Below are 13,776 nucleotides of genomic sequence, written 5' to 3'. Positions count from 1 at the left end.
TGTCGACCCCTTCGATCGGTTCAGCCGAGGAGCTTGGCCTTCGCCGCGGCGAACTCGGCGTCGGTGAGCACACCCGCCTCCTTCAGCGCGCCGAGCTTCTGGAGCTCGGCGACGAGGTCGACGCCCGCCGCGGCGGGTGCCGGTGCCGCAGCGGGCGCGGACGCCTGCGCGGCCTGCGCCTGAGCGACGGCCTGGGCTGCGGCCTGCTCCATCGCGATCTGCTGCTGCTGCGCCTCGTACGCCTGCTGCTGCTGGCTGTCGTACGCCTTCTGCTGCTGGCGCCGCTGCATGCCGCCCGAGACGGCGCTGGCCGTCCCCGCGACCACCGCCGTGCGGGCCGCGAGCCCGATGAGCCCGGGGCGTCCCATTCGCCCGATCATGATGCGTCCTCCTCGTCGTCGACGTTCGCCGTCAGGAAGGCGTTGACGATCGGCGCCGGGATCGACTCCCGCGCGATGACCGCCCCGCCCGCGTCGTACAGGGCCGACGCAAAGGCCTTTGCCCACAGAAGCTCCACTACGAGGATGGCCGCCGAGGTGCCGGGCGCGACGTTCGCCGCGAGCTCCTCGATGTCGTCGATCCCCGCGAGTCCGGCCAGGTCGAGGGACGGCACGCCGCCGTCGTCCGTCGTGTCGGACAGCTCCAGGACCTCCAGCTCGCCCTCCGGCGAGCGACGCGCGTACACCAGGTCCAGCACGTTGACGGTGCCGGCGGCGACGAGATCGTCGATCGCCTGGAGGATCGCCGGCCCCGGCCGGTCGCCGTCGAAGGTGACGGCGTAGAACTCGATGGGTCCGTAGTCGAAAGTGGTCATGTCCGCTCCTTCGTGGTCATGCTCAGGCGAGGGCCTTGGCCTTGAGGGCGTCGAACTCCGCTTGCGTGATGGTACCGGCATCCAGGAGTGCCTTCGCCTTGGCGATGTCGTCGCTCGGGCTGGAGGTCCCGGCGGCACTGCGGATGTAGTCCGCCTGCTGCTGACGGATCTCCGCGGCCTGTGCGATCGAGCGCTGCTGCATGCCGCGTCCACGGGCGATCAGGTAGACCAGGGCCGTGAGGAACGGGATGAAGATCAGGAACAGGATCCACACCGCCTTCCACCCGCCGGCCAGGGAGTGGTCGCGGAAGATGTCCGCGATGATCGAGAACACCACCATCAGATAGGCGGCGAACACGAAAATCCAGAAGAACCACGCGATGAAGCTCCAGAGGTCCATGACTTCCCTCTCTCGGGGCGGACCGGGTCGTCCACCGTTGATCGGAATCTACGTCGCGGGCGCGCGAGGGGCGTCACCCCGCCGGGGTGAGACTCATCCGGATCAGTTGAGTGCCGACGTCAGCCGGGCGAGGCCGTCGAGAAAGGTGGCGTGGCGCGGCTCGCGGCGCCACTGCTCCGCCGTCAGCTCGCGTCCGGCATCCCGGTAGTCCTGCTCGACGCGGCGCATCTCGTCGACGAAGCCGCGTCCGCGCACGAGCAGCGAGACCTCCATGTTCAGGCTCAGCGATCGGATGTCCATGTTGCTCGAGCCGATCACCGCGACGTCGTCGTCGACGGAGAGGTGCTTGGCGTGGAGGATGAACGGCGCGGGATAGAGGAAGATCCGCACGCCCGCCTCCAGGAGGATCCCGTAGTACGAACGCTGAGCGTGGTACACCAGCCCCTGATCGCCGATCTCGGAGACGAACAGCTGGACGTCGAGGCCCCGCAGGCTCGCGGACGTGATGGCGTAGACCATCGCCTCGTCCGGGACGAAGTAGGGGCTCGTGATGATCACCCGCTCCGTCGCCCCGTGGATGAGGCCGAGGAAGAGGCGGAGGTTGTTCTCGGTCGTGTACGCGGGCCCGCTCGGTACGACCTGGCACACCAGGGCATCGGGGCCGTCGGTGCAGTCGACCTCTGCCGCCGGCACGTGATCGGAGCGGACGTCCTCGCCGGTCTCGATCAGCCAGTCCGCGAGGAACACCGTGTTCGCGGCGGCGACCGCGGGACCGGTGAGGCGGGTGACGAGCTCCTGCCACTGGAGTCCGCGCGCGATGTTCTTCGGCGAATCGTAGGAGCGGTCGATCAGGTTCTGCGAGCCCAGGAAGGCGACCCGGCCGTCCACCACGACGATCTTCCGGTGATTGCGCAGGTCCGGGCGCTGGAACTGCCCCCGCAGCGGACGCACCGGCAGCATCCACGCCCACTGCACGCCGATCCGGTCGAGCTCCGCGAGCATCTCCTTCGTCCCCGCGACGCGGCGGGTGGCCACGTGGTCGGCGAGCAGGCGCACGCGCACCCCGCGGGCGACGGCGCGCTCCATCGCGGCGAAGAAGCCGCGCGTGGTCTCGTCCCATCCGACGATGAAGAACTCCACGTGAACGAAACGCGTCGCCGCATCGATCTCGGCGGCCATCGCGTCGATCGACCCGCGGTAGTCGGCGAGGAGGCTCGCGCTGTTGCCACCGGTCGGGGGGAGGGAGGTCAGGGCCGTGTTCTGCTCGACGATCCGCGCGAACCACCGGGGGAAGGATGCCGTCATCGACGCCGATACCGCGGGGGCGGCGTCCCGGATCATCGCGTCGATGCGCGCCTGCTCGTTCCGGCGTCGTGCGGGGAGCCGGAACGACCCGATCAGGAGGAACAGCAGGATCCCGACCAGCGGGAACAGGAGGATGGCCAGCAGCCAGGCCATCGCCGCGGTCGGCTTGCGGCCCCGCGGGATCACGATGAGCGCCGTCACGACGACGACGCCGTGGACGAGGAGCGCGACCGGCCACGCGAGGGCAGGGTCGAAGAAGTCCGACACGGGGTCCTTCCCTATGGTGCGGGCCGGCGATTCACGGAGACGACTTCGACGTGGAGGTCGTCGAGGAGGCGGAGGAGACCGATCAGCGCCGCCTGGTCGACGACCGTTCCGGACACCGAGGTCGTCCCGTCGCCGCGCTCGGCGACGTCGAAGCCGTCCAGCGCCCCCACCAGTGCGGGGCCGAGCGTTCCGCGCACGACGACGTCCACCACGTGGGGGGCCATGGGCCGCTCCTTCCCGCCGGGAGGCGCGCGCGAAGCGCGGGTACGGATATCGCAACGATGCCCGGCCCGCCCTCGATCGGCCGTCACCCGTGTGGGATGATTCCCCCACGAGCAAGGGGAACTCGGAAGGCTCACGATGCCCGATTCGCATCCTGCCCCTCCGCACGCGGTGGACCGACCCGCGCTGCGGAGACGCCTCGACGTGGGCGCGCGATCGCCGCTGACGCTGCTGATCGCCCCGGCGGGATCGGGCAAGACGGTGCTGCTCGCGCAGTGGGTGCACAGCCGCCCGGACCTGAGCGTGGCCTGGTACCACTTCACCGCCGCGGATGCCGATCCCGCCCACTTCGCTCAGCGGTTCGTCGCGGGTCTCGGGGCCAGGCACCCGGCGCTCGCCGACCTCGCCGCCCCGCTCGGCGAGGCGCGGGGAGGACTCGGCGTCGGGCTCATCGACTCGCTCATCGTGGCGCTGACGGAGTACGACGGGGAGATCGTGCTGGTCTTCGACGACCTGCACCTGCTGCCCGGCCGCGAGATCGCCGATGACCTGTGGCGGCTGGCGGAGCGGCTGCCGCCCCACGCGCACATGATCGTCTCGTCGCGGGTCGACCCCGGCCACCGCTGGAGCGCCCATCGGCTCACCCACGCGCTCGTGGAGATCCGTCAGGCCGACCTCGCCCTCGACGACGCAGAGACCGCGCGGGTGCTGGGCGCCATCGCCGGGGAGGCGGTGTCGGCCGAGGCGGTGCGGGCGATCCGCGCGCGGACCGAGGGATGGGCCGCGGGCATCCAGCTCGCCGGCCTGAGCCTGCGCTTCCGGGGCGGAGCCGATCCGGACGCGCTCGCGGACGCGTTCGCGGAGAGCGACCGACTCGTCGTCGACTACCTCTCCGAGGAGGTGCTGGCCGCCCTCCCCGACGATCGGCGGCGCGCGCTGCTGTGCCTGTCGGTCGTGGACGAGCTCACCGGTCCCCTCGCCACAGCCCTGTGCGGCAACGCCGGAGGGGCGGACGACGACGTCGAGGGTTCGGGCGCGGGGGAGGAGCTGCTCCGTTCGCTCGTGCGCGAGTCGCTCTTCGTCGCGCCGGTCGAGGGTTCTCCCGGCAGCTACCGCTTCCACCACCTCATCCGCGACGTCCTGCGCTACCGACTGCGCGCCGAGGATCCGCGGGCCGAGGGCATCCTGCTCGGGCGAGCCGCGGACTGGTTCATCGCCGAGGGAGACAGCACCACCGCGATCGATCTGCTCCTGCGAGCCCGCTCGTGGGACCGCGCGCTCGCCCTGATCCTCGGTCGCGGACGGGAGGTCTACGAGCGCGGTCACGCCGCGACGCTGGCGAGATGGCTCGCCGCGGTACCGGCGGACGTCCGTCGCCGCAGCGCGCACGCAGAAGCGCTGTACGCGGTGAGTCTCGGCATGTCGAGCAACGCGGCCGAGGCTGAAGCGGTGGCCCGTTCGCTGCTCCTGGACGGAGCGGATGCCGGAGTGGAGCTGGTGCTGCGCGCCTACATCGCCGCGGCCGTGCAGTTCCGCCCACACCCGGAGCTCTACCTCGGCGAAGCGCGCCGTGCCCTGGAGATGCTGGACGAGCAGCCGGATCGCGTCACGCCGCCGCTCATGGGGCTCGGGCACCCGACGCTGCTGCGGACCCTCGCGCTCGTCGCCGGCGGGCGGGCGCTGTTCTTCCTGGGGCGGTTCGGCGAGGCGCGCACCTGGCTGCGCCGTGCGGCCGCATCACCCGGTGGCCAGTACCCGCCGTATCGCGTGCACACGCTGGGCTCGCTCGCGCTGCTGGAGGCGATCGCCGGCAACCTGCGCCTCGCGGAGGATCTCGCCGACGAGGCCCTGTCGCTGGCCGCCGACACGGACCTGCTCGCCCATCCCGCGCCGGCCGACGCCTATCTCGGGCGCGCGGTCGTCGCCGTCCAGCGTGGCGAACCGGAGCAGGGTGCGCTGGTGTGGGAGGAGGGCATGCGCCGGGCCGAGGCGAACCGGCGGAACTCCCTGGCCTGGGTGGGGTACGCCGTGGGCCGCCTGGTGGATCTGGACTCCACCGTCGACCGGGTTGCTCCCGAGGGGGTGCCCGTCCCCCTGGCACGGACCATCATGGACGTCGTCCGGTACCGCCTCGCGCGGGAGGCGGGCGAGCCGTTCGCGGCGATCCCGCGTCAGGCCCGCTGGTCCTCCCTGGCGTTCGAGGAAGTGGCCGCGCTCCTGGCGCGTGGCCACGTCTCCGCCGCCCGCGCGCGCCTGGACGATCTCGCGATCGACACGGGGACAGCCGAGCCGACGGCGGTGGTGGAGTACGAGCTGTGCCGCGCGTGGGCCGCGGCCGAGGCGGGACGGGTCGCCCCGGCCCAGGAGCACCTGCGCGCCGCACTCGCCATCGGCGAGCGGGAGGGGCTCGTGCACGGATTCCTGCGGGCGGGTCCGGCGGTCGTCGCGCTCGTCGCCGGGCTGCCCGGCAGCCCCGGCCCCTTCCGTCGTCGCGTGCTGGAGCGGGCGCGCCGGTCCGAGACGCGCGGCGAGGGTCTTCTCGCCGAGCCGCTCACCTCCCGCGAACTGGAGCTGCTGGCCTACCTTCCGACCCGGCTGACGAACGTCGAGCTCGCCCAGCGCTGCTATGTGTCGGTGAACACGATCAAGACCCACGTCTCGCACATCTACCGCAAGCTCGGCGTGCAGGGCCGCAGCGCCGCCGTCGCCCGCGCGGTGGAGCTGGGGCTTCTCCCCGAGGCTGCGGTCGAACTGCATCCGGCCGCGCGCTGAGGCTCAGGCCGGATCGATCCGCAGCATCCCGGGCGTCTCGCCCGCGGGAAGGTCGTCGACGACGCGGAGCGTGCGCACCAGGTCGTCGACGGCGGAGACGAAGATCCCGAACCGCTCGCGGTCCGGCGACATCGCCGAGACCGTCACGAGATGCGTGCCGGTGTCCCACGTGTACGTCGCCGTCGGCGAGCCGCGCCGTTCCGGGTCCATCGGGGACGCCGCGCCGAACGGCAGCTCGAGCTTCTCGCCGGTGCCGAGGTGGGGGCTCCGGAAGTCCTCGGTGTCGTCGAACTCCATGGGCATCATCGCCCGCGCCGCCCGCACCTGGGGGGTGGCCTCCTGGAGCTGTGCGATGACCACACCCAGCTCGGGGTCGGCCTTCCACACCCACGCGAGCATCCGCCCCGCCATCCGTCGCATCAGGAGGGGTGCGGCCTGGCTCGCCGCCCACGCGGCTACCGAGCTCCCCGGACGATCGGTCGCGCCCATCGCCGAGTTCGCCTGGGTGAGCAGCATCCGGATCGCCGCCTTGCGGTGACGCCGGCCGCGGAACCCGAAGGAACCGGTCACCGGGACCCACAGGGTCGTATCGGCGTGCGCGTCGAGTCGGGACATCGCCCCAGCCTAAACGGCGAGTCTGAACCCCTCCGGTACAGTGGGACCGCGCCTCAGCCATCCCCCGAGCGCCCCGCCGCACAGACAGGCCCCGCACCCGTGACCGACCCTGCGACGACCGACGACACCGCCGCCTCCGCGCGCCCGCTGAAGATCCTGATCGGCGCCGACACCTTCCTTCCGCACGTCAACGGAGCCGCCCGATTCGCCGAGCGGCTCGCGGCGGGCCTCGTCGCACGCGGCCACGACGTGCACGTGATGGCTCCGAGCGACGGCCACCGCAATCACGGCACCCGCACCGAGGTGATCGAGGGGCAGCCGATGACGATGCACCGGCTCCCGTCGTACCGCTACCTCCCGCACGACTGGCTGACCTTCGTGCTGCCGTGGCGCTCGAAGCACTATGCGCGGAAGGTGCTCGACTCCGTCCAGCCGGATGTCGTGCACATCCAGTCGCACATCGTCATCGGGCGGGGTCTGGCCCGAGAGGCGCGCAAGCGCCGCATCCCGGTCATCGCGACCAATCACGTCATGCCCGAGAACATCCTCGACTTCACGCTGCTGCCCGATGCGCTGAACCGCGTCGTCGTGAAGCTCGCGTGGGCCGACGCGCAGCGGACGTTCGCGATGACGCGCGCCGTGACCACGCCGACCCGGAACGCCGCGACCTTCCTCGAGGAGACGATCGAGGTCTCCTCGGTCATCCCGATCAGCTGCGGGATCGACGCCGCGCAGTACACCGCCGATCTCGGTCCGCGTGACGCGAACCGACTCGTCTTCGTCGGGCGCCTCACCACCGAGAAGCAGATCGACGTCGTCCTCCGCGCGATCGCGGCGCTCGACCCCGCGCTCGCGGTCAGCTTCGACGTCGTCGGCAACGGGGATCAGCGGCGCAACCTCGAGCAGCTGGCGGCGGAGCTCGGCATCGCCGACCGCGTGCGGTTCCACGGTCACACCACCGACGAGGAGCTCCGCGGATTCCTCACCCACGCCTCGGCATTCGTCATCGCCTCGATCGCCGAGCTGCAGTCCATCGCCACGATGGAGGCGATGGCATCGGGCCTCCCCGTCGTCGCCGCCGACGCGGTGGCCCTCCCGCACCTCGTCCACGACGGCGAGAACGGCTACCTCTTCCGTCCTGGCGACGTGGACGATCTCGCGGCGAAGCTCACGGCGGTGCTCACGCTGAGCGTGGACGAGCGCGAGCGCATGCAGAAGGCCTCCCTCGACGGGGTGAAGGTCCACGACATCCGACGCACGCTCGAGACCTTCGAGGCGCTGTATCGCGACGAGCCCCTGCCGGTCTAGGCGTACCCCGTGCACGTCGTGTTCTTCGGCGACCAGCACGTCGAATCCTTCGGCGGGGCGCAGGTCTCGATGCGTCTCCAGCGGCGGTTCCTGGAGCGGGCCGGCCACACCGTGACCGTCGTCGCCCCGCGCATGCACGGTCCGCGCGGTCGCGCGATCGCCCCCGATGCCGCGGTGATCGACCTGCCGTCGATCCCGATCACGGTCGACCGAGAGTACTCGCTCGCGTGGCCGGGGCGCCGCACGGATGCGTGGCTCGACCGCGCGATGACGCGCCGGCCGCCGGTCGACCTCGTGCACGTGCAGGCCGACTTCTGGGGGGCCTTCATCGGGCACCGCTTCGCCGAGCGGCACGGGCTCCCCGTCGTCCAGACCCTGCACAACCGGGTCGACGTCGGCATCGAGGCGACGACGCCTTTCCCGGGGGCGGTGCTTCGGGTTCTGAACGCGTGGGAACGTCGCGCGCTGAGGGGGTGGGAGCGACGCGCCGTCGGCGCTCTCCCGCGCGGGCGCGACGGATGGGCCTACCTCCGCCGCCTCGCCCTGCAGTCGGATGCCGTCACCGCGCCGTCCGCGCACTTCGCCCGACGGCTCGAAACCCATGGCGTCGCTCCGCGGGTCGACGTGATCTGGAACGGGATCGACGATGACGTGCTGGACGCCGCCCTCGCCGACGACTCTGCGCCCTCGCCCGCGTCGGATGCTGCTCCCGTGCTCGTCTGGATGGGGCGGATGAGCCCGGAGAAGCGCCTGCTGCCCTTCCTCGAGGCCGTCGCGCGGTCGGGCATCCGCGCCCGCGTGGAGGTCCTCGGCGGCGGCGGTCAGCGCCGCGCGGCGGAGCGGCTCGTCGCGCGGCTCGAGCCCGCGGCATCCGTCGTCTTCGCCGGTCGGCGCCCCTACGGCGAGTCGCTCGCCCGCCTGCGTGCAGCCGACGCGCTCGTGCAGACCTCCATCGGGTTCGAGACGCAGGGCATGACCCCGTTCGAGGCGGCGGCGCTCGGCACGCCCTCGATCGTGAGCGACCCCGACATCGCCCGCGAGCTCGGCAGCGGATTCTGGGCCGTCGGCGGGGGAATGGACGCCGCACCCGACGCGGCGGACTCCTCGATCGAGGCCCTCGCGCGCACCCTCCGCGCGGCGGTCGCCGACATCCGCGCCGGCCGGTCGGTTGCGGTCGACCCGACGGTGCGCGAACGCTTCCGCCAGAGCTCTCGCACGGCGGCGATGGTCGAGGTCTACGAGCGCGTTCTGCGCGGCTGACGCGGGCCACGCCCCGGCGGGGTCACGGGACGCGGGACCAGTCGGTGGGGATGCGCCGGTAGCCGTCGTTGCGGAGGGCGCGCATCGTCCCGACGACGCCGGCCACGGCGAGGGCGACGAGAACAGCGAGGAGGATGAGCAGGATCATGGCAGAAAAGCTACGCGCCGCCTGTTTCCGCCACGAGTGGCAGAAATGCCTTTGCGCGGAGGAATACTGCCAGACCGCTATCGGGAATAGAGTGCGGGGATGAGCGAGGATCAGCGCCGACCACGTCGGTTCCGGCCGTTCCGCGGACGCACCCGGACGCCCGCCGCCCCGGCGATGCCCGTACCCCCATCGCCGCCTCCGCCCCCCGCGCTGTCACCCAGCCTGCGGGTCCTCCTGGGCCTCGCCGCAGCGGTGATCGTCCTCGCCGGCCTCTTCGTCGCGCGCGAGATCGTGGGACCGCTCGTCCTCGCGGCGGTGATCGTCATCATCTGCCACCCGGTGCGGCATCCGCTCGAGAGACTCGGGTGGCCCCGCTGGGCCGCCACGACCGGTGTCATCGTCGTCGCCTACCTCATCCTCGGCGCGCTCGGGTGGCTGCTGTACTTCGCCGGCGTCCAGTTCGTGCGGCTCGTGACCGACTTCGCCGACGAGCTCCAGGCCACGGCGCAGTCGGTCATCTCCTGGCTCAGCACCGCGGGGCTGGACGAGCAGGCATCGGATGCCGCGGCCTCGCTGCTGCAGCCCTCGACGATCCTGTCGTTCGTGACGTCCCTCAGCGGCACGGCGATCGGCGTGCTGACCGCCCTGTTCTTCGTGGTCGCCTACGTGATCTTCATGGCCGCGGACGGCGCCCGCTACGGGCACGCGCAGCGGGCCTTCGGCGGGACGGCCGGCGCGCCGCTCCGCCGTTTCCACCGATTCAACGTCGGAGTCCGCCGCTACTACGTCGTCAACGCCAGCTTCGGTGCGGTGGTCGCGATCATCGACGGCCTCGCGCTGTGGGCCCTCGGCGTCCCCGCGCCGGCGGTGTGGGCGATCCTCGCGTTCGTGACCAACTTCATCCCGAACATCGGGTTCGTGATCGGTCTCGTCCCGCCCGCGCTCCTCGCGCTCGTGGTCGGCGGGTGGCCGCTGGCGCTCGCGGTGGTGGCGATCTACTGCGTCGTCAACGTCACGCTGCAGGTGCTCATCCAGCCGAAGTTCGTCAGCGACGCGGTGAGCCTGAGCCTCACCCTGAGCTTCTTCTCCGTGATCTTCTGGACGTTCATCATCGGACCGCTCGGGGCGATCCTCTCCATCCCGCTCACCCTCGCGGTCCGCGCGCTCGTCCTGGAGGGCGACCCGGGATCGCTGTGGCTGCGCTGGCTCTCCGGCGACACCGTCACGTCGCGGTCCGACATCTCCCGCCCGCGCCGCCTATAGCCCTTCCCGGGTGATGCGGATCGAGGCGGTCGGGATCAGGCTGACCGCATGGATCCGCTCGAGGTCGACCGCACCCATCTGCCCATCCGCGATGCGGAGTTCACCGGGACGCTCGGCCGCACGCTCGACGTCTCCGTCCCCGACTGGGGGATCGTGAACGACGTGCAGCCGCCGCCGGGCGCACCGAACGTCCTCGTCGTCCTCATCGACGACGCCGGATACGGGCAGGCGTCGACCTTCGGCGGGCCGATCGCGACGCCGCACATGACGCGCCTGGCCGAGGAGGGCCTGCGGTACACGGGGCTCCACACCGCCGCCCTCTGCTCGCCCACCCGTGCGGCGCTGCTGACGGGGCGCAATCACCACCGTGTCGGCTTCGGATCGATCGGCGAGCTCGCCGGACCCTTCCCCGGATACTCCGGCGTCGTGCCGAAGGATTGCGCCCCCTTCCCGAAGATCCTGCAGCAGAACGGCTACTCCACCGCGGCGATCGGCAAGTGGCACCTGACGCCGAGCCGCGCCCAGGGGCCCGCGGGACCCTTCGACCGCTGGCCGAGCGGCTGGGGCTTCGACTACTTCTGGGGATTCCTCTCGGGGGAGTCCGGCCAGTACGACCCGATGATCTACGAGAACGACGCCGTCGACCAGGCGTACGGAGGCCCGACCGATCGGGACTTCTATCTGCCCGACGCGCTCACCGACCGCGCGATCGCCTGGCTGCACGGCACCCGTGCCCACAAGGCCGACAAGCCGTGGTTCATGTACTACTCGACCGGGTGCGCGCACGCGCCGCACCACGTCCCCGAGGAATGGTCGGCGCCGTACCGGGGGATGTTCGACGACGGATGGGACGCGTATCGCGAGCGCACCTTCGCCCGGCAGAAGGAGCTCGGCGTCGTCCCCCTCGACGCCGAGCTGACCCCGCGCGACGACGCGTTCCCCGCGTGGGATTCGCTGAGCGCGGAGGAGCAGCGCCTCTACGCCCGGCAGATGGAGGTGTACGCGGGCTACCAGGCGAACGCCGATCACAACGTCGGGCGCCTGTTCGCCGAGATCGAGCGCATGGGGGAGTGGGACGACACCCTCGTGATCTACATCTGGGGCGACAACGGGGCATCCCTGGAGGGGACGCTCACCGGGTCGTTCAACGAGCTGACGATGCAGAACGGCATCCCGCTCAGCGGAGACCAGCAGCGCGCGCTCATCGACGCGCACGGGGGGCTCGACGCGTGGGGCGGACCCGATACGGCACCGCACTGCTCGGCCGCGTGGGCGTGGGCGGGGAACACGCCGTTCCGCTGGGGCAAGCAGGTCGCCTCCCATCTCGGCGGCACCCGCAATCCCATGGTCGTCCGGTGGCCGGCGCGGATCGCGGATGCCGGGGCGGTGCGTCCGCAGTTCGCGCACGTCAACGACATCGGGCCGACCGTGCTGGAGGTCGCCGGGATCCCGCAGCCGGAGACGGTGGACGGCATCGCGCAGGCGCCCATGGACGGAGCGAGCTTCGCGGCGTCCTTCGCCGCGAGCGACGCGCCGGAGCATCACCGGCAGCAGTACTTCGAGATCTACGGCAACCGCGGGATGTACCGGGACGGATGGTGGGCGGCCTGCATGCTGCCGCGCATCCCGTGGGATGCGACGCCCGACACCATCCGCCGGTTCGCGCCCGGGGCGTTCGATCCGGATGCGCTCGAGTGGGAGCTGTTCCACCTCCCGTCCGACTTCTCGCAGGCGCGGAACGTCGCCGCCGAGCATCCGGAGCTCGTCGCCGAGCTCGCCGAGCTGTGGTGGAGTGAGGCCGATCGGAACCGGGTGCTGCCGCTCCTCGGCGGGATGTCGGCGTTCTTCGGCATCGTGCCGCCGCTGCGCGAGCAGACCCGGTGGACGTACTGGGGCGCGGACGTGCAGAACTTCCCGGCCGGGATCATGCCGCCGATCATGAACCGCTCGTACTCGATCAGCGCCGAGCTGGACGTGCCGGAGGGTGGCGCGGACGGCGTGATCCTGGCCGCCTTCGACCACCTCGGGGGCTTCAGCCTGTTCGTCGACGGCGGTGTGCTCCGCCACACCTACAGCTTCATGGGTGTGGAGGTGTACCGGCAGGAGGCCGACCGGCCGCTGCCCGCGGGGGAGGTCACCGTGCGACTGGACTTCGACGCGGATGCCGCCGTGATGGCGCCACCGGGCACCGTGACGCTGTGGGTCGACGGGGAGCGCGTCGGTGCGGGCCGTCTCGCGCACACCGTGCCGATCATGTTCAACGGCTACTCGGGGATGGACATCGGGCGGGACAACGGCGAGGTCGTCGATCCCGTCTACGCCGATCGCGCCCCGTTCGCCTTCGCCGGGACGATTCACCGCGTGGATGTCGACGTGCGGCCCCCCGGCGGCGCCGACGAGGCGGCGGCCCTGCACCATGCGGAGGTCGCGGGGCAGCACGCGCGGCACATCGAGTCGTGACCGGGGTCGGGATCAGAGGTCGCGGGCGCAGCGGAACCCGATGTGCGACATCGCGGTGTCCTCGGCCTGCGGCGAGCGCGCCGCGGGGCGGAAGCGCAGGCAGTACTCCGGGCTGCAGAGGTGCGAGCCGCCCTTGAGCACGCGGCGGGGGATCGACGAGCCCGGTTCCGGGCTGGCGGCGGCGAGCAGGTTCGTGCGCCGTCCGGCGTCGACCGGTCGGTCCGACAGCCGCAGATGCCGCGGTGCGTAGTAGTCGCTCGTCCACTCCCACACGTTGCCGATCAGGTCGAACACCCCGAATCCGTTCGCCGGATACGACCCGACCGGGGCGGTGTCGCCACCGTGGGGTCCGCGCGCGTCGTAAGGGAATCGGCCGATCCACGTGTGCGCCTGCGCGACACCGCCCGGGAAAGGAGCGTCGCCCCACGCGTAGTCGGAACCCGCCTGTCCGCCGCGCGCGGCGTACTCGTGCTCGGCCTCGGTGGGCAGGCGTGCGCCCGCCCAGTCGGCGTACGCCGCGGCATCCGGGAACGCGACCTGGACCACCGGATGCCGCATCCGCTCGTGGATGCCCGATCCGGGTCCGCGGGGATGCCGCCAGGACGCCCCGGGCTGCCACCGCCACCACCCGCGCCAGTCCGACAGGTCGACCGGTCCCGGCGTCGGGGTGAACACCATGGATCCGGGCGCGCGCTCGTCCGGCGAGAGGTGCGGGAACGCCGCCGCGTCGAGGGGACGCTCGGCGACGGTGACGTACCCGGTGTCGGCGACGAACGCGGCGAAGTCTGCGTTGGTCACCGGGTAGCGGTCGATCTCGAACGCTGCGACGGACCGCTCGTGCACGGGCCGCTCGTCGGGGTAGAAGGATTCCGAGCCCATCGGAAACGTCCCTGCGGGGAGGCGGACCCTGTCCGGGTGCGGCCGGGCGGCGGACATGGGCTC

At 71.8% G+C, this 13,776-nt stretch carries 13 protein-coding genes; 5 read left to right on the top strand and 8 right to left on the bottom strand.

Translation table 11 applies throughout. The features are described from left to right. Positions 1 to 20: 20 nt before the first annotated feature. The 5 genes from ABXJ56_RS05935 to ABXJ56_RS05915 all read right to left on the bottom strand — a co-directional run bounded on the left by ABXJ56_RS05935 (position 21) and on the right by ABXJ56_RS05915 (position 3,010). Complete coding sequence (locus ABXJ56_RS05935) at positions 21 to 368, bottom strand: SHOCT domain-containing protein (RefSeq protein WP_353998790.1); 348 nt, start codon at positions 366 to 368, stop codon at positions 21 to 23. Between the two features lie 8 nt (positions 369 to 376). Continuing rightward, positions 377 to 814, bottom strand: coding sequence for a DUF6325 family protein (locus ABXJ56_RS05930; protein ID WP_353998789.1), 438 nt, complete (start codon positions 812 to 814; stop codon positions 377 to 379). A 22-nt stretch (positions 815 to 836) separates the two neighbouring features. Further along, positions 837 to 1,214 carry an SHOCT domain-containing protein gene (locus tag ABXJ56_RS05925; RefSeq protein ID WP_353998788.1) on the bottom strand — a complete coding sequence of 126 codons (378 nt, stop codon included), beginning with the start codon at positions 1,212 to 1,214 and terminating at the stop codon, positions 837 to 839. 102 nt (positions 1,215 to 1,316) lie between these two features. After that, positions 1,317 to 2,786: a cardiolipin synthase gene (gene cls / locus ABXJ56_RS05920; RefSeq protein WP_353998787.1), complete on the bottom strand. Its 1,470-nt coding sequence runs from the start codon at positions 2,784 to 2,786 to the stop codon at positions 1,317 to 1,319. Between the two features lie 11 nt (positions 2,787 to 2,797). Beyond that, entirely contained in the window at positions 2,798 to 3,010 is a 213-nt protein-coding gene (locus tag ABXJ56_RS05915; RefSeq protein WP_353998786.1) for a hypothetical protein, read from the bottom strand. Between the two features lie 136 nt (positions 3,011 to 3,146). On the opposite strand from ABXJ56_RS05915, the gene ABXJ56_RS05910 reads away from it, so the two are divergent. Next, entirely contained in the window at positions 3,147 to 5,780 is a 2,634-nt protein-coding gene (locus tag ABXJ56_RS05910; RefSeq protein WP_353998785.1) for a LuxR C-terminal-related transcriptional regulator, read from the top strand. Positions 5,781 to 5,783: 3 nt separating this feature from the next. On the opposite strand, the gene ABXJ56_RS05905 is transcribed toward ABXJ56_RS05910, so the two are convergent. Further along, positions 5,784 to 6,395, bottom strand: coding sequence for a hypothetical protein (locus tag ABXJ56_RS05905; protein WP_353998784.1), 612 nt, complete (start codon positions 6,393 to 6,395; stop codon positions 5,784 to 5,786). Between the two features lie 99 nt (positions 6,396 to 6,494). On the opposite strand from ABXJ56_RS05905, the gene ABXJ56_RS05900 reads away from it, so the two are divergent. Further along, a complete protein-coding gene (locus ABXJ56_RS05900) occupies positions 6,495 to 7,703 on the top strand; it encodes a glycosyltransferase (RefSeq protein ID WP_353998783.1) in 1,209 nt (402 codons plus the stop codon). Between the two features lie 9 nt (positions 7,704 to 7,712). Next, positions 7,713 to 8,963: a glycosyltransferase gene (locus tag ABXJ56_RS05895; RefSeq protein ID WP_353998782.1), complete on the top strand. Its 1,251-nt coding sequence runs from the start codon at positions 7,713 to 7,715 to the stop codon at positions 8,961 to 8,963. Positions 8,964 to 8,985: 22 nt separating this feature from the next. On the opposite strand, the gene ABXJ56_RS05890 is transcribed toward ABXJ56_RS05895, so the two are convergent. After that, positions 8,986 to 9,111 (bottom strand): hypothetical protein, encoded by a 126-nt coding sequence (locus ABXJ56_RS05890; protein WP_353998781.1) that lies wholly within the window; start codon positions 9,109 to 9,111, stop codon positions 8,986 to 8,988. Between the two features lie 99 nt (positions 9,112 to 9,210). On the opposite strand from ABXJ56_RS05890, the gene ABXJ56_RS05885 reads away from it, so the two are divergent. Together ABXJ56_RS05885 and ABXJ56_RS05880 are read left to right on the top strand one after the other, a co-directional pair. Next, positions 9,211 to 10,374 (top strand): AI-2E family transporter, encoded by a 1,164-nt coding sequence (locus ABXJ56_RS05885; RefSeq protein ID WP_353998780.1) that lies wholly within the window; start codon positions 9,211 to 9,213, stop codon positions 10,372 to 10,374. Positions 10,375 to 10,422: 48 nt separating this feature from the next. Further along, positions 10,423 to 12,834, top strand: coding sequence for an arylsulfatase (locus ABXJ56_RS05880; protein ID WP_353998779.1), 2,412 nt, complete (start codon positions 10,423 to 10,425; stop codon positions 12,832 to 12,834). A 12-nt stretch (positions 12,835 to 12,846) separates the two neighbouring features. On the opposite strand, the gene ABXJ56_RS05875 is transcribed toward ABXJ56_RS05880, so the two are convergent. Then, positions 12,847 to 13,770, bottom strand: a complete 924-nt coding sequence (locus tag ABXJ56_RS05875) for a formylglycine-generating enzyme family protein (RefSeq protein WP_353998778.1) — start codon at positions 13,768 to 13,770, stop codon at positions 12,847 to 12,849. Positions 13,771 to 13,776 lie beyond the last annotated feature (6 nt).

This window comes from Microbacterium aurantiacum (assembly GCF_040532595.1).
GTDB classification, from domain to species: domain Bacteria; phylum Actinomycetota; class Actinomycetes; order Actinomycetales; family Microbacteriaceae; genus Microbacterium; species Microbacterium chocolatum_B.
The sequence above is the reverse complement of the archived record's forward strand: the minus strand, read 5'-3'. Positions and strand labels throughout refer to the sequence as shown.